Raw genomic sequence first — 23,242 nt, 5'->3', positions numbered from 1 at the left:
TGTACATATAGCCATACTGGGTTTTTGCCAGTGTGGCTTATTTTTCGTATTAGAGAAAAAGCTGTAGAACTGCTGATTTTCAGGTTTTTTTGCTCTAAATGGGCTATCCAATAAAATAAGTGCAACAAACTTGTCCATTTTGTCCATTGCGAGAAATCGTTCATTGACATACAATGTTGTATGGGAATGAGAATCAATATCATTAAAGTTCGGCATTTACAGAGAGGTGATTGTTATGTACATAGAATCGGTTTGCACTCATAACGAAGGTGGCAGCATATGATTCCTCAAGATTCATCAGCAACTCAGAATACAGATTCGCCGACAGCCAAAATACATACTCGTCCCTGGGCTGCAACGCTAATTTTGATCGGCGGAACCATATTACTTGTTTTGAGCATGGCGTTATCCGTTTCCTTCGGAGCTGCAAGTATCAAGTTGAGTGTGGTATGGGAAGCCATCTTCAACTTTAACCCAGATATTAACCAACATCAGATTATTTGGGAAATTCGGTTACCCCGAATTCTAGGTGGTGCAATGGTCGGTGCTTGCTTCGCCGTAGCTGGCGCAATCATGCAAGGGATGACGCGGAATCCGCTTGCGGACTCGGGATTGCTCGGACTGAACGCAGGTGCAGGGTTCGCGCTTGCGATCTGTTTTGCATTTTTTCCAGGTCTACCGTATATGTACATCATTATGTATTGTTTCCTCGGTGCAGGGCTTGGGGTTTTGCTCGTCTACGGCTTCGGCGCATCGTCCAAATCGGGTCTCACACCTCTGCGACTTGTCCTGGCTGGTGCTGCGGTAACCGCAATGTTGTCCGCTTTTAGCGAAGGGATTGCTTTGTATTACAGAGTTGGACAAGATATTGCCTTCTGGACAGCAGGTGGTGTTGCAGGAACCAAGTGGTCTCAATTGGAGATTATGTTCCCTTGGGTTTTGATTGCACTTATTGGAGGTTTGATTATCGCTCGCTCGATTACCCTGTTAAGTCTCGGGGAAGAAATCGCTATGGGATTAGGTCAACGTACAGGTCTCATTAAGCTCGTTGGTCTTGTTGTTGTACTTATTCTGGCAGGAACAGCAGTATCCATTGTTGGCGCTGTTGGTTTTGTTGGACTTATCATTCCCCATCTTACGCGTAAGCTGGTTGGAGTCGATTATCGTTGGATTATTCCTTGTTCGGCCATCTTGGGAAGTCTGCTTATCGTATTTGCAGATCTGGCTGCACGCATGATTAACCCGCCATACGAGATGCCAATAGGCGCTCTGGTTGCCCTGATCGGGGTACCCTTCTTCCTGTATCTGGCGCGGAAAGAAAGGAGAGCTCTGTAAAGATGGCATCCTCAAGTATGGTTGGAACAGAGCGTAAGAAGAGACTGAAAAGCACAATTGTGCTATTTGTACTTGGTGCGCTAATTATATCTGCATTTATCATAAGCATGAACACAGGGTTTACCAAGCTGTCAGCAATTGAGGTATTAAAAACACTGTTTGGAGCCGGCACGCCTAAGCAAGAGCTAATCCTCTTTGAATTTCGTTTACCGCGGATTGTAATTGCCGTGTTGGTTGGGGCTGGCCTTGCTTTATCAGGTGCGATTTTGCAGGGGGTATCCCGCAATGCTTTGGCAGATCCGGGTATCCTTGGGATTAATGCTGGAGCTGGACTTGTCGTGATGTTGTTTGTTTCATTTTTTCCAACAACTACAGCCGCTCCGATCTTTTTGCTGCCTATTTTGGCTTTGATCGGCTCAAGCTTTGCTGCATTCCTTATCTACGTACTCTCTTATAAAAAGGGAGAGGGCATCATGCCTACGCGTATGTTGCTTACAGGTATTGGGGTAGCCGCAGGGATTAGTTCCGCAATGATCGTGCTAACCCTTAGACTAAGCCCAGAGAAATATCAATTCGTAGCTACTTGGATGGCGGGTAGTATCTGGGGTTCCAACTGGAAGTTTGTGTGGGCGCTACTACCGTTTATCGTCATTTTGGTACCGTTGGTACTGTATAAGGCTCGTGTACTTAATGTACTTAATCTCGGGGATCAGACAGCAACCGGTCTTGGTGCACCGGTAGATCGGGAACGATTGATTTTGCTGGCTGCTGCGGTAGGGCTTGCTGGCTCATGTGTATCCGTTAGTGGTGGTATTGGGTTTGTTGGACTCATTGGTCCACATCTGGCTCGTCGTCTGGTTGGGCCCAAACATCAATTTTTGCTGCCTGCATCTGCATTGATCGGTTCGTTGTTGGTTCTGGTGGCAGACACTGTAGGACGCGTTATACTACAGCCTTCTGAGATGGCAGCCGGCATTCTAGTTTCAATTATTGGTGCACCATACTTCCTGTATCTCTTGAGCAGGACGAAATAGAAAGTGATCATAATGGAGTGGTTGCTATAAGGGGGAAATCTGTATATGCTTCGCCGTTTTATGGCCTATTATAGACCTTACAAAAAACTATTTATTCTAGACTTCAGCTGTGCGATTTTCGTAGCAGCTTTAGAGCTTGCTTTTCCGTTAGCTGTAAATAAAGTTGTGGATGAACTGCTGCCAGGAGGGCGCTGGGACTGGATTTTATGGGCATGTCTTGGATTGCTCGGTGTGTACTTTCTCAGTTCTTTCATGAACTATGTGGTAACCTATTGGGGGCATAAACTGGGGATTAACATTGAGACGGATATGCGCAAAAAATTGTTCGATCATGTGCAGAAGTTATCATTCCGTTTCTTCGATAATACAAAAACCGGTCATTTGGTCTCCCGAATGACGAATGACCTGATGGATATTGGCGAGATTGCCCATCACGGGCCAGAGGATGTATTTATCGCCGTGATGACATTGGTTGGTGCATTCAGTATCATGATGAGCATTAATGGTAATCTCGCTATATTAACGTTTATCATTGTGCCATTAATTATTTATATATCCTTATACTTCGGCAGTAAGATGTCCAAAGCGTTTAGCCGAATGTTCGGAGATATCGCCGATTTCAATGCTCGCGTTGAAAACAATGTAACAGGAATTCGTGTTGTTCAAGCTTTTGCTAATGAAGAGCATGAGAAAGCACAATTTGCAGTTAACAACAGTCGTTTCCGTCAAACCAAGTTAATTGCTTACAAGATTATGGCGTGGAATTCGTCCATCAGTTATATGTTAATGAAGCTTGTTTCTCTCTTTGTACTTGTATGTGGAACGTGGTTTGTCATTCAGGGAAGCATGAGTTACGGTCAATTTATTGCATTTATTATGTTATCTAACGTATTCCTAACGCCAATCCAGAAAATTAATTCCGTCATTGAGACCTATCCAAAAGGAATGGCAGGCTTCAAACGGTATACAGATCTGCTTGATATGGAGCCTGATGTAGAAGATCGTCCTGGTGCAGTGAAAGTGTCGCAGCTACGCGGGGATATCCGTTATGAGCAAGTGACTTTTGGATATTCGGAAGAGCCGGATCAGAAGCCTGTGCTGAAAAACGTTAATTTAAGTATTCGAGCAGGTGAAACGGTTGCGCTTGTGGGGCCTTCAGGAGCGGGCAAAACAACACTGTGCAGTCTGCTTCCTCGGTTCTATGATGTGTTGGAAGGACGCATCTTGATCGATGGACAGGAGATCCGGAATATGACGCTGGATTCATTGCGTAGCCAGATCGGTATCGTTCAACAGGATGTATTCCTGTTCGATGGCACGATTCGTGAGAATATCGCGTATGGGAAATTGGATGCGAGTGAAGAAGAGATCTGGATGGCGGCTCGTCGCGCCCAGATGGAGAGCTTGATATTGTCCATGCCAGAAGGTCTAGATACGTTAATTGGGGAGCGCGGTGTGAAGTTATCAGGAGGACAGAAACAGCGTTTGTCCATTGCACGTATGTTCCTGAAAAACCCGCCAATCCTGATTCTCGACGAAGCGACATCTGCACTGGATACTGAAACAGAAGCAGCGATCCAGCAATCTCTTGCTGAATTGTCTGAAGGTCGGACAACACTTGTCATTGCTCACCGATTGGCTACGATTAAGAATGCTGATCGCATAATCGTCGTAGCTGAGCAGGGTATTACTGAAGAGGGACGTCATGATGAATTGCTTGCCGCAGGAGGCGTGTATAGTCGTCTGCATTACGCTCAGTTTGGGGCATAACTTGTGACGTAGTTTTAAGAATTGTTCAGAGGGAATTCTATATGTGCCATCGCCTTGACTTGGAAGGAGTCGGGTGATGGCTTTTTTTGTTATGAATGAAATAAGACTAGCGTATTGTAGATGATAGGATACCAGCAGTAACGCTTATTTAATGAATTGCTCTGAACCGCTTTGAATGAAATGAACGTATACAAAGGAGTGGGAAGTGGAGAGGAAGAGGGCACATGGAATAGGAGGAAGAGGGTTTGTGGTATCTGCATGCCAAATGGGTAATTTTAAGTATCGGCCTTATGTAATATGTCATTACCATCGTTCATGAATATATCCAAAATATAAAGAGATGGATTGCCATTATTCGTCCTGATCTTGAAGAAGGAGGTAATGAAAATGTTGAAAATTCTGATGACCTGCGCTGGATTTATTTTAATTCTAATGTTTCTAATACAAGGCATTCGTAAGCTCTCCGGCGGTGGAACCGGCTGGGAGTCAAAACGCTGGGGTGCTGGACTGATTGGACTGTTTATCGTGGGAGCGGTACCACTTGGATTTGCACTGTATACGGAGATGTTTGATCAACGTCTGGATGCTAATATCGGATTGGGACTTGCCATGCTATTTGTGTGGGCATACTGTCTTATTTTGTTGTGTGTGACCTTGGTGATCTGGGGAAGATACATGTATAAAAAGGCAAACAGTAAGTAATCCGATAGAATCAATCTCATAATATTTACAAATGCAAGAAGCCCTCAATTCCATGCAAAGAGCAGGAACTGAGGGCTTTACCTTATCTATATTCGTTATTGGTGATCAAACTTTATCACACAAGAAGTCAGCTTAATCTGTAATATTGCCAGCCATTTTGAGGCGACGTGCAATTTCTTTGAAATCCTCTTGTGAAATGCCTGGAGCAAACTCTTCCTCGACCGGAGGAGCTTCAGGAATAGGAACACCTTCTGGTGCACCTTGAATGACCTCTAAAGGCAGCCCATCTTCAGGATGAGTTCCTTTCCAGATCTGGTTGATCGCATTGAAATCATTATCACTCCACGTATATAGCTTGGTGTGTACGCCTTTGTCTTCATATTTGCGAGTTTCATTAAAGGCTTTATTGTTCAAGGAAGGAATCGGAACCAGCTTTGTTACGTTGACGCCGGTTGCAATCTCCAATGCTTTGGCATAAGCCACAACATGAACGCCGCCGCGAACTAGCAGGAAACCAACAACTTCTCTTGCTGCAGGATGATCTGTCATTTCATACACTTTCATCTTATGGGTACGTGCGCCACATTCAAGGAAGAAATTGTGTAGCAAATCCTCGACGAGATTGCCGCTATTGAAGACGTTAGCACCTGTCCATGGATTCCCCATTGAATCAAAAGGCATAGCTCCTTGTGCCCCTGCCAAGTAGTGATACGAGAGGCGAGCATCCTTCACGGAACCTAGCGGGGTGTCATCAGGCTCTTTGTACTCCGTTGAGCCTCTAAGACATTTGTTAATGCCGTGTGACACAAGCTCAACATGGCCTAGTTCTTCCGCAGTAATACTCATCACCAGGTCATAGAACGGCTTTAACTTCTCTTTGGAGCGGAAATTAAAGGACTGATAGAGGTAGTTGTTCAATGTTGACATTTCTCCGAATTTGCCACCCAACAATTCTTGTATTGCTGCGGCTGCATTCGGATCCGGCTTCTCGACATCAGGAATTTCAATTGCAATTTCATCCATGCGTTTGAACATTCAAATGTAACCTCCTCTAGAATAAGTGCTAGATCAGTGAAGTCGTTCTGTCACTTGCCTATTACACTGGATTGGAGGTGCTCAAACAGTTTTATACATAAATGGTTCTTTTGTGGGGGTAAGGGCTTCTAGTTTTTTTTATTTTCCTTTTAAGTGAGATTTAAGTAGAATCAGTAATCATCCTAATGTAGTGTCAGGTGATTGGGGGATGAGCCTCGATCCTTCAACAACTAGGTATGAGATCATCTTAAGTATGATTCTGTGGGTTAGGCATCCAATCATCATAATTGTAAGCTCTTGGTGTAATTGGAGCCCTTGCGGGGCAGGCTAACGGGAAACAATCCCAAGGAGTGAGTAATATGAAAATGCTCATCGTTACTTTCATGTCGGTGATTCTCAGTTTTACGGGAGTTTTTGCAACAGGTAATGGAGCGACAATGCCGGATTATGCGAAGTGGGGAATCATTGCGGTTAAGGAAACCCAGACTAAGTATAATGTTGATATTGTAGATTATAAACATATTGGTCGTACCTCTCTTACAGCTAATCAGTCTAGGGAACAATTCAAGTTATGGGTACGAGCCAAAGACGGTAGAGAATTCGCGGTGTATGTCAATGTTGATTTTAATCCTTCAACTCAGCAATTAAAAAACGTACAATTTACAGAATCAGATCGACACTGAGTGCAAAGCTTGTTATAGCGGATTGCGAACTATAGAAACCAGGCAGCCCTGAGCAGAGGATGTCTGGTTTTATTTTTTATCCAAATCCTTTTTTTAGTTGTTGAATAAAGAACTTATGTTCGCATATAATAAATAACAAACGTATGTTCTTATATAGGGGGAGTCGTTAATGTTAGGTAAATACATCGGACAGATGGTTGAGCTTGTATACATGGATCGTGCAGGGCACATTACACAGCGGCAGATTCGAATTAACAGTGTACGAGGTGGATTGATTAAAGCATCCGCAGGAAAAGATGGGGCACCCCGAACATTTCTTGAACAGGGTATCCTAGCCTGGCGGCCAGTACTTCAAAAGGAAGGGAAGCTGGACTATGCTAAATGATTTTGATCGTAAAGTCTTACGAATTATTGTGAATTACGCGGGACAGCGCCGTCGTATGCCTCGTATGGATGAGCTGGAGACCAAGACAGGCAGAAGTAAAACGCTCATCCAAGAGTCCTTGCAGGAGCTTGAGCGCAGACAATATATTTACTGGGAGAACAAGTCAACACTTGAAGGTATTCAAATATTGCAGGCATGGGAGCAGGTGCCTACACCGATTCAAAAGCCCAAACCCAAAGTGGATGCCCTGAAATATTTTACGGAATATTAAACCGGCAATAAGAGTAATATCAAAAACGCCAACCCGTTAACACGGATTAGCGTTTTATATATCAGATCGATGATCTCAACTTAGAAGCTTGGCAATTGGTCGAGATTATTGGATGGATCACCATCGGCATCACCACGGATATACATCTCCCCATCCTTGCCCTTGAATACATTGACACCAGCAATCGCGCCAGCCTGTACTTCTGTCAGCGCCTGTTGATAATCTAACACCCGACCTGTTGAAGTTTGAAAGGCAGTTAGATCACCATCTCCATTCTTCTGCACGGCGGTGAAGCTTTCACGAGTTGTCTGATCCATGTTGTCACACTCTCCTTATCTGAACAAGTAGGATTCTGGTTTCAACCTTATCCTGTCCGGAACAGTAGAAAGTATGCATTGGAGAAGAGAAGTATAAGCCGTAAGTATTGATTATAATGCTTTTCTCATGCGAACATGCAGAATACCTGCATCGTAAAAAGGTTCATCCGAAATCACTTCATACCCTAATTTCTCATAGAACTTCTGAGCCTGACATTGTGCATCCAGTAGAGAATACGTTAAGCCTAGTTCACGTGCCCGCTCTTCCATCGCTAACAAAAGCACACGTCCATAACCAAATGAACGGTGGGATTGAAGTACAGCAATACGCTGCATTTTGGCGGTATCCTTGCTGTAATAGAGAAGACGTCCTGTTGCTACCGCTTGTCCATCCGCATACAATAATACATGGTGTGCATCGGGACTAATAACATCATATTGATCAATCTCCAGATCGGCGGGCACCTGTTGTTCGATTACAAAAACCTGATTGCGTATATCCAGAGCTTCTTGGAGCTGAGCCTCTGTTGTTACATAACTAATTTCCGCTGCCAATTCCATTCCTTCTTTCTGCTCTTGCGCGACGTGTAAGAATGCATTATACAAAAAAATGCATTTCCTGTATAGTTAAAGTGGAACATAATGGAAAGGGGTGTTGATGATGGGTATGGTAGGGGTTATGACCATAACACTCTTGTTATCTGCCGGCATGTTTGCTTTATTATATTATGTCACCAAGAAGGCGTATTCTAAGAAGTGGGATGAAGATGAGTAGTTGCGAGTTACACGATTAATGCAGAACTTAAGGTAGAATCTCACTATTTCCCTGCGGAGAATATACGTCCTGAATAACCGATTTGGAATATACATCAAGCCAGACCGGAAGTGCTTCAGTCCCACTTGGGCTCTGTAACTGTTGAAATTGTACAGTATGCTCATCCCGTTCCAAACTGCAGCCAGAAGCTACAATAATGACTAGGGAGGCACCGAGCAGAGCCACTAGTTTGGCAGTAACGTACTGTACGTTGCGTAATTGTATGTGCTTCATAGAGAATCACCTCATTATTCAATTGGGAATCATTCCTTTATTGTTCTCCAATATGGTGGTAATCTAACCACAAAACAATTGACAATGTACGCGGTTACTTGGTATGATACTGTTACTTGATTTACATATATATGTACATGATCTGTTAGCTCAGCTGGGAGAGCACTATCTTGACAGGGTAGGGGTCAGTGGTTCGAGCCCACTACAGATCATAGCTAAAAGCCCTTGGTTATCAAGGGCTTTTTTAATTGTTTGACCGTCAGCAGGAAGATGAAAAATGATTTTGGGGACGAATTGGGAATCACCATCTCATTTCAAATTAAAACATTCTCTCCTACTACGCTCAACTTCACATTTTAGTTCGTAGTCGCCCCAAATCCTTGACCCACTCACGATCTTTCCAGATCTCAGGATTATCAATCACCTGGTCTTCCCCGCGGATCATAGAATCATAGCTATCCTTCCCGCTAGTATACCAATCCACGATAACTAAATTTCCGCGTGAGTTCTGGATGAGAAATTCAGTAGGCTCGGCATAACTTCCCACATCCTTAATGACCTCTGCGTCTATTTTAAGATAGAAAAAGTCACCTTCATCATGAAACTCTGCTTTCTCAACACCTGCTTTAAGACCTGTTACTGTATTATCCGTAAGGTTATTTTGCAGAAATAATTCATGCTGGGAATCAATTTTCGCTTGCATATATTGTTTTAAGTTATCGTTGTCGAAATAAGTGTTCACATCAAATTCCGAGTCATTCCAAGTGGCTTTGTAATACGTTGTCAGAGCAGATACACACATGGCATAAGCCGATTCGAAATCTCGTACAGACAGACTATTCTGATCTAATGCTACAAACGTGGATGGTGTATTCGGAGTGTTCTCGGTAATCGTAGTCGTTTTGTTCTCTGGATTTATAACTTCTTGCTGAACATCTGTAACAGGGCGGACTAACTCTTCGTTATCCTCATTAACATTCGTACATGCACTAAGCATGATTAAAAGTAAAAATAACAAGTAAACTTGCTTCATCTACTCTCCCCCAAACACCAATCATTTGTAAAATGATATATTTATTCCATATTATGTAATCCTATATAGGCTGTCAAATCTGTTACCAACAAATGGGGCTTCCTAACTTTGATCAATATACTTCTCTTTTAAACGAAATACCGCCTTTTTTTAAACCAAAATTAAAGAAAACACAAATTCAACATAAGGTTCTTCTTCTAAACTTAAATCAACATTCAACATAACGTAGAGGAGAGAACATATGAAACATTCCAGATCATTCAAGTCCAAGTTTGCCAAAACCGGGATTACAGGTGCACTTGCCCTCATGTTTGCAGCGTATCCACTTGTGAACACCGATTATGCTATCGCACAGTCGGTATCTGCAACGATCCCAACTACAGGGTTAACGCAAACGATCCAAGACAATGTTAAGCAGCCGCAGGCATCGATTCAATACCACATTCAAGCTAAATTGAACGAGAAGGACATGACCTTGGAGGGTAGTGAGCGAATTACGTATCTCAACACAAGTAAGGATACATTGGAGCAATTGGTTCTTCATACATATGCGGATGCGAACCGCTCAGCATCCACGCAGGCAGACACGTTTGAACAGTCTAATGAGCAGATCAGCCAGAATAGTCCGGATAAAACAGCGCAAGATTTTCTCGGGGGGATCGACATCAAGCAAGTGGCACTGGCGGGAGGTCAAGCTCTGGATTATAAAAATGAAAATCAGGCGTTAACAGTGCAATTGCCAGATCCGATCCAACCAGGGGCATCCGTATCCCTACAAATTGATTTTCACTTGAAGATACCTTATGGATTGCAACGAATATCCTATTACAAGGACATCATCAATGGAGCACATTGGTTCCCTGTCATGTCAGTCTACGATGAAGGTAAACAAGTATGGAATACAGCACCATATAGCCGCACTTTCGAAAGCGATTATTACACCTCATCCGATTTTGACGTGCAACTGAGCGTGCCAGAGGATTATGAGGTAGCAATGCCTGGTGTCATGACAACAAGGGATGGTGCAGAGCAAGGCCGAAAAATCATATCCGCTCAGGCGAACAATACGCGGGAATTTGTTTTGTTTGCCAGCCCGAATTACACAGTGGCCAGCGTTACCCGCAATGGTTTGACGGTTGAATATTATTATTTGGACGACGAGCCTGGGAAGAAAGAAATTGCTGAACAATATATCGATCAGGCTTTCAAAGCTATGAATTTCTTTGGCAAGAAGTATGGACAGTATCCTTATCCAGAATTCCGAATTGTTGAATCGTATGTGGAGAATGTAGCTGTGGAGTATTCAAGACTGATTCAGATGGGACAGATGTCATCGGACTCTTTGCCAGAGAAAGACACCACGTTCATACATGAAATCGCGCATCAGTGGTTTCATGCGTTAATTGGTAATGATTCAGAGAACGAGTCGTTCTTAGATGAGGCGTTTGCTGACTTTTCGATGGTATATTTTCAGGAGAAGCAGGGAGATAAGCTCAACGGCTTTAACGCTTTACGTTTCGATAATGAACCTGTAGACTTAGCGATCGCTTCAACGAATGAAGAGGCAGGAGACATGGCAGGACTGTTGTACTATCAAAAAGGACGCCAAGCCATCTACCAGCTATTCCGCTCTGTCGGCGAAGAGAAATTTGATACTTTTATGCAAGCCTATTTCAAGCGATATGTCTACCAGAATGCGACGATTGATGGACTGCTTCGGACCATTGAAGATGTCTTAGGTAATGAACAGCGCAAGGAGATGGAAACTGCCTTATTACAGCCTAATTTTGTGTTAAAGCCTGAATTTCAGTTATCGCTTGAAGAGAGAACCGCCTATTTTCATGATATTTTTCAATTACAATATCAACAATCCTTAGATCTGGTTTCCGATCTTCCTGTTGAAGTGATGAATCGTCTGATGGCCAAGGTTCTTCAGGATGAGCCATTAACTATTGTCCTCAGTGATCAGCTAAGTAAACAAGCGGATAAGCAGCAAGAGGCGATAATGGGTCAATTAACGGCTTTTTTCAATACAAGTGGTGTGAAATATGATGTGGTGAAAGACCGCGGGGATTTGAAGCAAAAGATGAAGAGTGAGATATCAACAAGCAACTTGATTGTCTTTGGTAACGCGAAGAACAATGGATTCGTGCAAGCATTGAAACCCAGCATTATGGATCGAGCGAAGCAGATTGGTTTTGCTTGGAAAAATATGATGGAACAGCCTCATGCCTCAGGAGCATATATCATTAAACATCCGTATAACCAGAATCGGTTGATGCTGCATTATTTCTGGAATGAGGATCATCTGAGTGAAGAGGCCGCCCAAGCTTACCTGTTACAAATGCAGAACACAATTGGATTTACTAACGACTACTATCAGTACTATGTGATGGATGAGAAAGGTAAAGAGATGGCTGTCAAAAAAGTGAAAAATCCAATTGCGCATTACTTCTCTGAGGAATAACCCTGAAATTTTTGATAAATGACCTAAGATTGACACCAAACTGGGCGAACCCCCATATGATGCACTACATCAGTAAGCACTTGGGGAAATGGGGAATCCAGGATGGCAAAAGCAAAAGGCAAAAAGACGGCTGCATTAAAGAGTGACAAAGTGCGTGTATCCATGAAGCTGGTTACATCGGATGTATGTGAACGCTGTAAAACGCCCTGTACCCGGGGTATGGGCTATGCAGCCAGAATGCGGGTGGATGGAGCAATCGGTAAAGGTGTGCCTTGCATTTTAACCCGTCATACGTCATCTTGAACCCAATAGATGGAAATAACAAGCGACATGTAGCAGCTGCGTATAATAGTGCATTCATAAGAAACATATTATAGAAGCATTTCCTTTTAGGGAGTGCTTCTTTTTGAACGTTCCAAGGCGTGGAAAAAATTCTGGATAAAAAATGAAAAATGATGAAAAACAGCGCAACTTTGTGGCTGAATCTGGAGTATAAATGTACAACACCTAGCAGCGGGGAGGGAATATGACGGGATGAAATGGAAGAGAGTTTTGCTGTGTGTCACGGTTTTTTCCTTGCTCGGCGGATCCTTATTGTTTGCGGATTCAGTGAATGAGAAAATCCGAGTTCTAATTAATGGCAAGGAAGCGGCCGATGGCGGTTATTTAATTGATGGAACGACATATGTACCTGTTAGAGAAGCTGGCGGTATCGCCAGATGGGATAGTAACAACAAGAGAGTCACGGTGATCAAGCCGAATGTACATATTTTTCTGTTCAAAGGAGACACTGTGTTTGGTAACGTCAACGTAGGCAAACTGAAATTTAACGTGTTTTCTCAAGTGGACAGTCTAACAGCAGATGTGGCTGCCGTTAAAGTAACCATTACGAATCCAAATGGTCAGGTGAAAGATATTCAGTCACAGGAGCTTACAACGCAGAAAGACAACTTCTGGTTCCGCACCTATGATTTTACGTATGACTTCAACCGTGCTGGTAAATACCAAGTCGGATTTCATATTAAAGAAAATGCAAACAGTAACTATGTTCTGGTAGCTGAGAAAATCATTACCGCTCTGAACGATTGAACCAAAAATAACCTAGCTGGGTAAATTGACCTGGATTCATGAACATGTTACGATATGCAAGGTTACACTATTACTATTTACAAAGCGAGGTATTTCAATGAGCGATCACACACATGAACACGGCGCTGACTGCGGATGCGGTCACGACCATGACCACGACCACGAGCATGAAGAAGTTCTTCTGACACTAACAGACGAGAACGGAAACGACGTGGAGATGGTTTTGGTGGAGACGTTTGACGTGGAGAACCATGTTTATGCGCTCCTGCTGGAACGTAATAATCCTGAAGCTGACGGCATCATTCTGCGTATGGAAGAAGAAGACGAAGAAATGGTGCTCTACAATATTGAAGACGAAGCCGAGTGGGGCCGTGTTGAAGCGGCGTACAACGAACTCGTTGCAAGCCAAGAATAGTCATTCTTTCGGAATAATAACAAGACTCCTTGATATCAAGGGGTCTTGTTGTTTTGTTTGTTCTTTTGCACAAAAAAAAGAACCAGGCGGGCAAGCCTGGCTCTTGGTCTAAGCATTTATATATGACTGCAGCAAGATCTTCTAGAAGATCGCATCTGCTTCCACGATTACTTTTACATTCGTCACGCTTCGGTCTTCAGGGCCTTTAACGGGCAATCCAACCTCAACATGGTCGATAATGTAGTCAATATTCTCTTGAGTAATGACTTCACCTGGAAGTAGAATTGGAATGCCTGGTGGGTATACATAGATAAACTCCGAGATAATACGTCCTGCAGATTCTCTGAAAGGAATGACTTCCGTATCTCCGTAGAAAGCATCACGCGGCGTGAGCATCAATTGCGGAATATCTGGAACTTTAACAACAAGCTCATGAGCTGGATTAACCTGATAATAGGTTCTGGACAGATCCTGCAAGGCATTGAGTAAGATTCCTACAGAGTCGTCTGTATCACCTGGCGTCACAAGGCACAGAATATTGTACATATCACTGAGTTCGACCTCAATGTTGTAATGTTCACGTAACCAGTTTTCCGTTTCGTAACCTGTAATACCCAGGTGGCGAACATGAATCGTAACTTTGGTTGGATCATAATTAAACGTCGCTTCCGTACCCAGCAGTTCCTTGCCGAAGCAATACAATCCATCGATATCATTAATGGTTCGTCTGGCGAATTCAGCCAAGTCAATTGCTTTCTGTGCAATCTCATGACCATGCAGAGCCAGATTGCGTCTAGATGTATCAAGTGAAGCAAGCAAAATGTATGAAGTTGATGTCGATGTGAGCAGGCTCAGGATTGTCTGTACACGCTGTGGATTCACGAATCCATTCTTCGTATTCAGATTGAGTACGGAACTCTGTGTCATGGAACCACCGAGCTTGTGGACACTTGTTGCAGCCATATCAGCTCCTGCTGCCATTGCAGACAAGGGAAGATCCTCATGAAAATGAATAAGCACGCCATGTGCCTCGTCTACAAGGACAGGAACCTGGTAGCTGTGTGCCAGCTCAACGATTGATTTTAGATCTGTACATACGCCGTAGTAGGTTGGATTAATGACGAGTAACGCCTTAGCATCCGGATGGCGCTCAAGAGCGCGACGTATGGATTGAATCGTTACTCCGTGATCGATACCAAGATTCACATCTTGTGCAGGAGAAACGAAGACAGGTTTCGCGCCTGAGAAAATGATGGCAGACAGTACCGATTTGTGCACATTACGGGGCACAATAATTTTGTCGCCAGGTCCGCAGACCGATAGAATCATCGTCATAATCGCACTGCTTGTACCTTGTACACTAAAATAGGTATAATCTGCTCCGAAGGCATCGGCAGCCAGCATCTGAGCTTCCTGGATCACACCTGTCGGCTGATGCAGGTCATCCAGTGGTGCGATGTTGATTAAATCTATGGAGAAGGCATTATCGCCAATAAATTCACGGAATTCGGTATCCGCTCCCAATCCTTTTTTATGTCCCGGAATATGAAACTGTACCGGATTGAGTGCCGCATGGTTTTTTAAAGCGGTAAACAGCGGCGTACGGTGGTGATTCATCAGTGCTGTCACAACCCTTCCTAATAAAATTGGTAAGCAAAGATGAGTATAGCAAATTAAGAACCGAATGCAAGCGGTATGAGCGACAAATTTTTGAATTGCCGAGATTTGGTCACATTCCCCGCGGTTACACTAAGGTTAAGGGAAGGGCAATGAAGCGTCGAAAGGAGAAAAAAGAATGCAAACCAACACGAAACCTGCCAAAATTTTGCGGTCACCTTTTTTTATCGCAATGTGGCTGACGCTTTTCTTAGTCGAAATTATCAAAGGAGCCTTGCTGGTCGCTGTTTTACCTGTGTATATGGACAACATTTTGGGATTGTCAGCAGGTGTGATTGGTGTAGCATTTGCCCTTCAATATTTAGGTGACAACCTATTCCGAGCGCCCTCGGGCTGGGCAGCTGAACGAATTGGGTTTCGTGCAACGATGGTGACTGCTTTAATCTGTACGTTGATTGCGGTCATTATGATTATATTTTTCAAAAGTGCCTTCGGTCTGGCTATGGCTTGTCTCGTTCTGGGCATAGGTACTTCACCTCTCTGGCCTTGTGCCATGACAGGTGTGACGGCGATGTCAGGCCCACAGAACAAAAATGGAACAGCGATGGGTGCACTGGAGATGGCCGCTCTTGGAGGAACAGGGCTTGGACCTGTCGGTATGAACTGGATGCTGGAACGTACTCATCATGATTACCGTATGGTGTTTTTAGTGTTAATGGGTTGTGCCATTCTCGTCATTCTGGTTGCCTTAATTTTGCCAGGACGTGTCGTTGTGGAAGGGGAGCATGCGCATGCAGAGGCAACAAGCACGCCTGTACCTTATCCACCTAAGCCTAACCTGCTTACACCGTTTATTAAGCTCAAAAGAAGCATTCAAGCCACCTTACAGCGTGTGCGAAGTACACTAAATGTGAACCCGCTCGTATATCCTGCATTGTTCATGCAATCGTTCGTTATTGGGTTACTCAGTCCAGTCATTACACTTTATACGCGTACCGATCTGCATATCTCACCCAATCTCTACAGCTTGTTACTAATTGCGGGTGGAGGCATTACCGTGATTGCATTGCTGCCCGTAGGGAAAATGGTGGATCGGTTTGGAACATCCGTGTTTTTGCACATCGGTTTTTTGATGGCGTCCGCAAGTTTGTTCGCGTTCGCTTCTATTACCGCCATCCCGGTGGTCTTTGGAATTGTAATGCTCGTTGGGGTTAGTTACGCTATGATTTTGCCGGCGTGGAACACGTTCGTAGCCACACTTATTCCCAAAGGAGAACGGGGCGCCATTTGGGGCTTTTTCCTTACATTACAGGGGTCGGGCATGGTGGTTGGACCGATCGTCTCCGGGTTGTTGTGGGATCATATCAGCCACCCAGCACCGTTTATCGGTAGCGCGATTGTGATGGCTGGACTTGCGATAGTGCATTTTATATTGTCGCGCAATCCATATCGTACAGCACCTGCCAAATAGCGTATCTTAATGAATAAAGGGTTCAATGCAAAAAAAAGGGAGTGTCGTCAACCAGATCGGTTGTGACATTCCCTTTGTTATTATTTAGAAAGACATTCTGTATAACGGTAGTAACGTTTTGAAGGTGGAACGAATCGTTTTGAGTAAATGTTCCCCATCTGCAGCAAGTGGATCATCTCGCTCAATACGAAGACCACACATAACCTCAGCTTTTTTAACCGTCTTAAGCTTAGTGATGATCTTGTCATAATCCTCAGACTTCATATCCTTATGAAATGTACCCTGTGGATCCATATGATCCATCGACCAATAGAACTCTCCAGGCAGATTGCGGCGCACCTCATCCAACTCACGCTCCAGTGCTTCTGCAAACGTAATTTTGTTCGGACTTTCGTAGATGACAGCGAAAATGACAAACATATGTGTATCGAACATGCCCACCTCAAAGTGAGGCAGTGCTTTATATCCCCGTTTGGAAGATCCCCAGGCAACCCATGTATCTATGGGAGGATTAACGGTACGACGTGCGTGTTTGGCGACATGCACAAACATCTCTTCCCCGCACAATTCAGTGAGGTAAGGTGCTAGCTCTGCACCAAGTGCTTCTAGCTTCGGACGAACTCGTTCAATCAGCATCTCCATACGTGGCTCTAGCCCAGGAACTTGAAATACATCAAAATCGCGACTGTTAAAACCGGAAAAATTCATCTGTATTCCTCCATTTCGCGTCTATTATATCATGAAAATCAGGGGGCTTGCCCCTGTGCGCTTGCGGAAAGGTTCGATCACTGGGTTGATTCAGTGAAAAATAGTCAAATAACCAAGTACCCTTACATAAAATGAAGTATAAAATAGGGTAAGCCGATGTAGAAGAAGCGATGTAAGAAGCGAACCGGTGTAGATCCGGTACAGATGGAGGGGAGTGCCGTGAATAAGAGTTATGAAGTTGAATATTGCAATCTGGAGCTGCGGTTCAACCGTCGGCATATCCAAAATTTGATCAAAGACCTTATTCGTGAGGGCTATTCACTATATTGGAGCGAGGACGAATCCTTCTTTATCTTGTCAGTCCGTACTGGGCGTAAGCTGGTAAAGCTCCGTTTTCAACAGACACGCAGTGGCAACTACAAAATGACGGGTGATTACATCATCAAAGATGCGAAGCTAGCGGAATGGCTGGAGAAGCTTATTGGTGACACACGAGGGCATGCCGTTGTAAAACGATTCAAGGATCAGCAGATGACGGTAGAGAACATTTTATTTGGTGAAGTGATTCGTTTGGTGGAGGTATCTGGGTTCAAGCAACGTGTTATTTTTCAAAAGGAACCTGCGCCTACGGCGGAAGAGATGGAAGAAATGTTCCTCTCGCGTGAAGGAGAGGAGCGACTAATGCTGTTGCGCATGGAAGTGGACGATGAACTGGAACGTTTGCATAACGCTATACAGCTCAATAACATGGAAAAGGCAAACGCTTGCCGCGAAGTATTACAGCGGTTATCCGGACATCTGCTGATGCTGGAAGCATGAAACATACCCATTCTAGACTACATCTGTAAACAAAGCCCCGGCACACGCCAGGGCTTTTATTGCTGTATAAAAAAAATCCTCGTGAAAGGGACAATGGTGACGTTACGAGCGACAAGGGTCGATAATAGAGAAGTGCGAGCTTTCAACCAAGACATCAAAGTTCTTCTATCCCTTGATTCAGGATCAGGTCAGCTTCATATGGAGTAATCGGTACGACCCACAGCAGGGGAATCGTCTCTTGGCCTACCTGGATTTGTTCCAAAGATTCGCTTTCTCCACGTAATTCATCAATAAGTAGAGCAGTTGCATTCCAACCAGTGGGTGCAATGTTGCTTGGTGGTAATTATGAAAATACAATGACACCTTGAAGGATTGGGGCATTTTCTCGTTGTGTAGGCGCTCTGCGGGGTTCACTTCTATACATAAAACCGTTAAAATGAGAGTGTTGTTGAGAGACAATATCATTAAAAATCAATTGGAGTAAAGGATGGGAGACCAGATGACTAAACAACAGATCGGCGTAATCGGACTGGCTGTCATGGGCAAGAATTTGGCCCTTAACATTGAAAGCAGAGGTTTCACGGTGTCGGTATATAACCGTTCCCGAGAGAAAACAGAGGATCTTCTGAAAGAAGCCGAGGGTAAAAATTTGACAGGTACGTTCTCGATTGAAGAATTCGTAGCATCCCTGGAATCCCCGCGCAAAATTTTGATCATGGTTCAAGCAGGTAAAGCGACAGACGCAACCATTGAACAATTGCTACCTCATTTGGATGAAGGCGACATCATCATTGATGGAGGAAATGCATACTTCCCTGATACCCAACGTCGCAGCAAAGAGCTGGAAGATAAAGGTATTCGTTTCATCGGTACAGGCGTATCTGGTGGTGAAGAGGGTGCATTGAAAGGTCCTTCCATTATGCCAGGTGGACAAGAGAGTGCTTACAAATTAGTAGAGCCGATTCTGACAGCAATTTCAGCTAAAGTCGGCGATGATCCTTGTTGTACATATATCGGACCAGATGGCGCAGGACACTATGTCAAAATGGTTCACAATGGTATCGAATACGGTGATATGCAATTGATTGGCGAAGCATACCACCTGCTCAAATCCGTACTTAACGTTTCCGTAGAAGAGTTGCATGAAATCTTCACAGAATGGAATCAAGGTGAGCTGGATAGCTACCTGATCGAAATTACAGCCGACATCTTCTCCAAATACGATCCAGAAACCGGCAAACCAATGGTAGACGTGATCTTGGATGCAGCTGGACAAAAGGGAACAGGTAAATGGACAAGCCAAAGTGCGCTTGATCTCGGCGTGCCATTGTCCATGATTACCGAATCCGTATTCTCCCGTTTCTTGTCTGCGATGAAAGACGAGCGCGTAGCTGCAAGCAAAATTCTGAATGGCCCTGCGACAGAAGCATTCTCTGGCGACAAAAAAGCATTCATCGAGAACGTGCGTAAAGCACTCTTCGCAAGTAAAATCGTATCCTATGCTCAAGGCTTCGCTCAGATGCGTGCCGCATCCGATGAGTACGGCTGGGATCTGAAATACGGTAACATCGCTATGATCTTCCGTGGTGGCTGCATCATCCGTTCACAGTTCTTGCAAAACATCAAAGAAGCATATGATAAAGATGCAGCGCTCAAAAACCTGCTCTTAGATCCATACTTCCAAAACATCGTTGAATCTTACCAAGGCGCATGGCGTGAAGTCGTAGCAGCAGCTGTACAACAAGGAGTTCCGGTTCCTGGCTTCTCCAGCGCACTGTCCTACTACGATAGCTACCGTACTGAGCGTTTGCCTGCAAACCTGTTGCAAGCACAACGTGACTACTTCGGTGCACACACGTTCAAACGTTTGGACAAAGAAGGCAGCTTCCACCACAACTGGATGGAGTAGTCTGGAAGGGCGAATCGCTTGCGATTACCTCTAACAAGAAGACCCACAATTTCGGCAATGCCGAGTTGCTGGGTCTTTTTTATTTCATACAGAAGGCCATAGATGGCTCTGACCTCTGCCGTCGGCGCTCTAGCCTTCCCCAGTTAGCAGGCCTGTGTTATGATAGGACAAAAGTGCTCAAGAAATGCTTGAAATGCGAATTCAAAATGCTGTTTCGTCATCCAAAGCGAACTTTTTGAATAACCTCTTGAAATAAAGGAGTGTACCTTTTGAGCAAGGCTAACAATATTATACTCATCGGTATGATGGGAACCGGCAAATCAACAGTTGCTGATCTGCTTGCACGCGAACTAGGCTATCGACTGGTTGATGTGGACGCCGCAGTGGAGAAAGAAGAAGGTTGCACCATTCCTGAATTGTTCACAGGTAAAGGTGAGACTTACTTCCGGGATGCAGAGAGTCGGGTGCTGTGCTCTATACTAGAGAAGAAGGCACAGGTCATTGCAACTGGAGGCGGTGTTGTACTGCGTGCTGACAACTGTGATGTGATGTCCAAGAATGGCTGGGTCGTTGCGCTGACTGCAAATCCCGCAGTGATTGTAGAGCGTGTGAGTGGTTGTGACAATCGTCCATTACTGGCAGGCAATGCGGAGGAACGGATTCAGACGATTATGGAGGAACGCAAAGACGCATATCGGTTTGCACATTACACGGTGGATACCACGTCGTTATCCGCGGCAGAAGTGACTCGTTTAATTTTAGCGCATTACCGCGTCTAAGCCTGTAATCGTTGCGTGTTTTCGATAGAGGTGTGAGAAGTAAAGGTTTAAGAAAAAAACGAGCCGATCGGCTCGTTCAATTAGTCTTCCTGTTGCCATTGCAGCATGCCGCCAACCATGTTGGTGCAGCCTTCGTAGCCGAGTTGTTGCAGATATTCAGCAGCACGCTCGCTGCGGTAACCACTGCGACAGATGAGGACAATCTCACCAGACTTCTCAATCTCAGATAATCTGTCCGGGATTTGACCTAGGGGGATGTGCTTCGCTCCCTCGATCATGCCTTGTGCGACCTCTTCGTCCTCGCGGACGTCTATCATCTGCAACTTCTCGCCAGCCTGTAAACGACGGCGTAGCTCAGACGTTTCAATTTCAGCAATTTGCGTCATATTCAGATCCTCTTTTCTGTATCGACTTAACGCTTATAATGATACCCAAGCGATGCAGGGAATGTCAATTTAGGCAAGATACCCTCGGGTATGATTCTAGTGATTAATTAATTTGAATAATGAAGGAGAATTCATTCATGGACGTTATCGTAACACCTACTCCCTCCCTGAAAGGGGAAATTGGAGCCTTGTCCTCCAAAAACTACACAACACGTTATTTGCTAGCTGCTGCATTGGCAGAAGGCACAAGCACCATCCATTTCCCTGCGCATAGTGAAGATAGTGACGCGATGCGTAGATGTATTCGTGATCTAGGTGCAGTTCTGGAAGAAGACGATAGCAAAATCGTAATCCAAGGTTTCGGTAGTCGCCCAAGCGATGTACGTGAACTGAATGTAGGTAATGCAGGTGCTGTTTTACGTTTTCTGATGGGTGTAACGGCATTATGTCCTGAGGTTACTTTTGTTAATACGTATCCAGATTCCCTCGGCAAGCGGCCACATGATGATCTGATCGATGCTTTGGGACAACTTGGTGTGGAGGTTCAGCATGAACAAGGACGTCTACCTATTACAATCAAAGGTGGCAAGCCCAAAGGTGGACATATCCGTGTGTCCGGTTCTGTGAGCTCCCAATATCTCAGTGCATTACTCTTTGTAACACCTATGCTAGTAGAAGACAGCACGATTGAAGTGCTGAATGACCTGAAATCCAAGGTCGTGATCGGACAAACGCTGGAGGTTTTGGAGCAAGCAGGAATCGTGATCCATGCGAGCGATGATTATATGTCCTTCCGTGTACCTGGTGGCCAGTCATACCAACCACAGACGTATACCGTTCAAGGAGACTACCCAGGTTCAGCAGCAGTTCTCGCGGCGGCAGCGGTGACACAATCGGATGTGAAAATCTTGCGTTTGATGGAACAGAGCAAACAAGGGGAACGTGCTATCGTGGATGTGCTGCGCATGATGGAAGTGCCTCTGACGCATGAGAACAATGTTGTACACGTGCAAGGTAACGGAAAATTAAAGGCAATTGAATTCGACGGAGATGCTGCAACAGATGCTGTTCTGGCCATGGTAGCAGCGGCTGTATTTGCGGAAGGAACCTCACGGTTTTATAATGTAGAGAACCTACGCTATAAGGAATGTGACCGAATTACGGATTACTTGAATGAGCTCCGTAAGGCGGGGGCGAACGTTGAAGAGCGTCAGGCTGAGATCATCGTGCATGGACGTCCAGAAGGCGTCGAAGGTGGCGTTGAGATTAATGCTCATTATGATCATCGGGTCATCATGGCTCTAACCGTTGTTGGACTTCGTGCCAAGCAACCGCTCCGCATTCGGGATGCACACCATGTAGCCAAGTCTTATCCACAATACTTTGATCACTTGCAGGCGCTTGGTGCCTCTGTACAATGGGTAAAAGAGTAAAATAACACGTTGAGCAGAAAAGGATGGTGCTTGAACATGGAATTTAACAACCCTACTCGTGAAGAAATTGGACAAATTTTGCGTAATGCAGGCAACATCGCAGTCGTTGGTTTGTCAGACAAATCAGATCGCACATCCTACATGGTTGCTGAAGCTATGCAGAGCAGAGGATATCGCATCATTCCTGTGAACCCTCAGGTGCAAGGTGAGATTCTTGGAGAAACGGTGTACGCCACGCTCGCAGATATTCCAGAGCCAGTAGATATCGTTAATGTGTTTCGTCGCGAAGAGTATTGTGCTGATGTAGCACGAGAGGCGGCGGCGATCAAAGCTAACGTATTGTGGCTGCAGCTGGGCATCCATAATGATGAAGCAGTGCAGATTGCGGCTGAGAACGGTCTGAAGGCTGTTACGAATCGTTGTATCAAGGTCGAAGATTCCATCGTTCTGCGCGGTGCTGGACGCGACTAAGTGCTATTTCCGTCGTTTTGTGGCGGTCTTGATATTATGCCAGGTGTTAGGAAAGACCATTCTAT

Annotated in this window: 25 protein-coding genes and 1 tRNA gene; 18 read left to right on the top strand and 8 right to left on the bottom strand. The window is 44.6% G+C overall.

The window, feature by feature from the left end:
• Positions 1–279 precede the first annotated feature (279 nt).
• The 4 genes from MH215_RS02510 (at position 280) to MH215_RS02495 (ending at position 4,841) form a co-directional block, all read left to right on the top strand.
• Entirely contained in the window at positions 280–1,335 is a 1,056-nt protein-coding gene (locus MH215_RS02510; RefSeq protein WP_239287700.1) for a FecCD family ABC transporter permease, read from the top strand.
• 2 nt (positions 1,336–1,337) lie between these two features.
• Complete coding sequence (locus tag MH215_RS02505; protein WP_056696245.1) at positions 1,338–2,369, top strand: FecCD family ABC transporter permease; 1,032 nt, start codon at positions 1,338–1,340, stop codon at positions 2,367–2,369.
• Between the two features lie 45 nt (positions 2,370–2,414).
• Positions 2,415–4,139, top strand: a complete 1,725-nt coding sequence (locus tag MH215_RS02500; RefSeq protein ID WP_239287698.1) for an ABC transporter ATP-binding protein — start codon at positions 2,415–2,417, stop codon at positions 4,137–4,139.
• A 387-nt stretch (positions 4,140–4,526) separates the two neighbouring features.
• Positions 4,527–4,841: a hypothetical protein gene (locus MH215_RS02495; protein WP_239287696.1), complete on the top strand. Its 315-nt coding sequence runs from the start codon at positions 4,527–4,529 to the stop codon at positions 4,839–4,841.
• A gap of 132 nt (positions 4,842–4,973) precedes the next feature.
• Here MH215_RS02495 and MH215_RS02490 read toward each other — a convergent pair whose 3' ends face one another.
• The gene (locus MH215_RS02490) at positions 4,974–5,876 is read right to left on the bottom strand and encodes a manganese catalase family protein (protein WP_056696252.1); all 903 of its coding nucleotides are present in this window, start codon (positions 5,874–5,876) and stop codon (positions 4,974–4,976) included.
• Positions 5,877–6,235: 359 nt separating this feature from the next.
• Between MH215_RS02490 and MH215_RS02485 the strand changes: the two genes are divergently transcribed.
• From MH215_RS02485 to MH215_RS02475, 3 genes are all read left to right on the top strand, one after another.
• Entirely contained in the window at positions 6,236–6,559 is a 324-nt protein-coding gene (locus tag MH215_RS02485) for a DUF3889 domain-containing protein (RefSeq protein WP_239287694.1), read from the top strand.
• A 169-nt stretch (positions 6,560–6,728) separates the two neighbouring features.
• Positions 6,729–6,944, top strand: coding sequence for a hypothetical protein (locus tag MH215_RS02480; protein WP_056696260.1), 216 nt, complete (start codon positions 6,729–6,731; stop codon positions 6,942–6,944).
• Entirely contained in the window at positions 6,934–7,215 is a 282-nt protein-coding gene (locus MH215_RS02475; protein WP_056696263.1) for a hypothetical protein, read from the top strand. Before MH215_RS02480 ends, MH215_RS02475 begins: the two co-directional genes overlap by 11 nt.
• An 80-nt stretch (positions 7,216–7,295) precedes the next feature.
• On the opposite strand, the gene MH215_RS02470 is transcribed toward MH215_RS02475, so the two are convergent.
• The 3 genes from MH215_RS02470 to MH215_RS02460 form a co-directional block, all read right to left on the bottom strand.
• On the bottom strand, positions 7,296–7,532 hold the full coding sequence (locus tag MH215_RS02470) for a DUF3892 domain-containing protein (RefSeq protein ID WP_056696265.1): 237 nt from the start codon (positions 7,530–7,532) through the stop codon (positions 7,296–7,298).
• Between the two features lie 111 nt (positions 7,533–7,643).
• Positions 7,644–8,087: a GNAT family N-acetyltransferase gene (locus tag MH215_RS02465; RefSeq protein WP_239288669.1), complete on the bottom strand. Its 444-nt coding sequence runs from the start codon at positions 8,085–8,087 to the stop codon at positions 7,644–7,646.
• Between the two features lie 247 nt (positions 8,088–8,334).
• Complete coding sequence (locus MH215_RS02460) at positions 8,335–8,580, bottom strand: hypothetical protein (RefSeq protein WP_239287692.1); 246 nt, start codon at positions 8,578–8,580, stop codon at positions 8,335–8,337.
• A 139-nt stretch (positions 8,581–8,719) separates the two neighbouring features.
• Between MH215_RS02460 and MH215_RS02455 the strand changes: the two genes are divergently transcribed.
• Positions 8,720–8,792, top strand: a tRNA-Val gene (locus MH215_RS02455).
• A gap of 137 nt (positions 8,793–8,929) precedes the next feature.
• Here MH215_RS02455 and MH215_RS02450 read toward each other — a convergent pair.
• Positions 8,930–9,613 (bottom strand): hypothetical protein, encoded by a 684-nt coding sequence (locus MH215_RS02450; RefSeq protein WP_239287690.1) that lies wholly within the window; start codon positions 9,611–9,613, stop codon positions 8,930–8,932.
• 241 nt (positions 9,614–9,854) lie between these two features.
• On the opposite strand from MH215_RS02450, the gene MH215_RS02445 reads away from it, so the two are divergent.
• The 4 genes from MH215_RS02445 (at position 9,855) to MH215_RS02430 (ending at position 13,584) form a co-directional block, all read left to right on the top strand.
• Positions 9,855–12,080, top strand: a complete 2,226-nt coding sequence (locus MH215_RS02445; protein WP_239287688.1) for a M1 family metallopeptidase — start codon at positions 9,855–9,857, stop codon at positions 12,078–12,080.
• A gap of 102 nt (positions 12,081–12,182) precedes the next feature.
• The gene (locus tag MH215_RS02440) at positions 12,183–12,383 is read left to right on the top strand and encodes a hypothetical protein (RefSeq protein WP_056696274.1); all 201 of its coding nucleotides are present in this window, start codon (positions 12,183–12,185) and stop codon (positions 12,381–12,383) included.
• A 231-nt stretch (positions 12,384–12,614) separates the two neighbouring features.
• Positions 12,615–13,169 carry a hypothetical protein gene (locus MH215_RS02435; protein WP_056696275.1) on the top strand — a complete coding sequence of 185 codons (555 nt, stop codon included), beginning with the start codon at positions 12,615–12,617 and terminating at the stop codon, positions 13,167–13,169.
• Positions 13,170–13,266: 97 nt separating this feature from the next.
• Positions 13,267–13,584 carry a DUF1292 domain-containing protein gene (locus tag MH215_RS02430; RefSeq protein ID WP_056696285.1) on the top strand — a complete coding sequence of 106 codons (318 nt, stop codon included), beginning with the start codon at positions 13,267–13,269 and terminating at the stop codon, positions 13,582–13,584.
• Between the two features lie 141 nt (positions 13,585–13,725).
• On the opposite strand, the gene MH215_RS02425 is transcribed toward MH215_RS02430, so the two are convergent.
• The gene (locus tag MH215_RS02425; protein WP_056696922.1) at positions 13,726–15,201 is read right to left on the bottom strand and encodes an aminotransferase class I/II-fold pyridoxal phosphate-dependent enzyme; all 1,476 of its coding nucleotides are present in this window, start codon (positions 15,199–15,201) and stop codon (positions 13,726–13,728) included.
• A 178-nt stretch (positions 15,202–15,379) separates the two neighbouring features.
• Here MH215_RS02425 and MH215_RS02420 point away from each other — a divergent pair, with 178 nt between their 5' ends.
• Positions 15,380–16,672: an MFS transporter gene (locus MH215_RS02420; protein WP_239287686.1), complete on the top strand. Its 1,293-nt coding sequence runs from the start codon at positions 15,380–15,382 to the stop codon at positions 16,670–16,672.
• A gap of 84 nt (positions 16,673–16,756) precedes the next feature.
• On the opposite strand, the gene MH215_RS02415 is transcribed toward MH215_RS02420, so the two are convergent.
• Entirely contained in the window at positions 16,757–17,380 is a 624-nt protein-coding gene (locus tag MH215_RS02415; protein WP_239287684.1) for a YktB family protein, read from the bottom strand.
• 219 nt (positions 17,381–17,599) lie between these two features.
• Here MH215_RS02415 and MH215_RS02410 point away from each other — a divergent pair, with 219 nt between their 5' ends.
• The 3 genes from MH215_RS02410 (at position 17,600) to MH215_RS02400 (ending at position 20,887) form a co-directional block, all read left to right on the top strand.
• A complete protein-coding gene (locus MH215_RS02410; RefSeq protein WP_056696292.1) occupies positions 17,600–18,199 on the top strand; it encodes a hypothetical protein in 600 nt (199 codons plus the stop codon).
• A gap of 499 nt (positions 18,200–18,698) precedes the next feature.
• Positions 18,699–20,108: an NADP-dependent phosphogluconate dehydrogenase gene (gene gndA, locus MH215_RS02405; protein ID WP_239287682.1), complete on the top strand. Its 1,410-nt coding sequence runs from the start codon at positions 18,699–18,701 to the stop codon at positions 20,106–20,108.
• Positions 20,109–20,377: 269 nt separating this feature from the next.
• The gene (locus MH215_RS02400; protein ID WP_239287680.1) at positions 20,378–20,887 is read left to right on the top strand and encodes a shikimate kinase; all 510 of its coding nucleotides are present in this window, start codon (positions 20,378–20,380) and stop codon (positions 20,885–20,887) included.
• Between the two features lie 80 nt (positions 20,888–20,967).
• Here the strand turns inward: MH215_RS02400 and MH215_RS02395 are convergent, their stop codons facing one another.
• Positions 20,968–21,273, bottom strand: a complete 306-nt coding sequence (locus MH215_RS02395; protein WP_056696298.1) for a rhodanese-like domain-containing protein — start codon at positions 21,271–21,273, stop codon at positions 20,968–20,970.
• A 137-nt stretch (positions 21,274–21,410) separates the two neighbouring features.
• Between MH215_RS02395 and aroA the strand changes: the two genes are divergently transcribed.
• Together aroA and MH215_RS02385 are read left to right on the top strand one after the other, a co-directional pair.
• Positions 21,411–22,706 carry a 3-phosphoshikimate 1-carboxyvinyltransferase gene (gene aroA, locus MH215_RS02390; RefSeq protein WP_239287678.1) on the top strand — a complete coding sequence of 432 codons (1,296 nt, stop codon included), beginning with the start codon at positions 21,411–21,413 and terminating at the stop codon, positions 22,704–22,706.
• Positions 22,707–22,742: 36 nt separating this feature from the next.
• On the top strand, positions 22,743–23,177 hold the full coding sequence (locus MH215_RS02385) for a CoA-binding protein (protein WP_145045498.1): 435 nt from the start codon (positions 22,743–22,745) through the stop codon (positions 23,175–23,177).
• The last annotated feature ends 65 nt before the right edge of the window (positions 23,178–23,242 follow it).

Origin of the sequence: Paenibacillus sp. ACRSA, from assembly GCF_022346845.1 — a bacterium.
Classification (GTDB): Bacteria; Bacillota; Bacilli; order Paenibacillales; family Paenibacillaceae; genus Paenibacillus.
The sequence above is the reverse complement of the archived record's forward strand: the minus strand, read 5'-3'. Positions and strand labels throughout refer to the sequence as shown.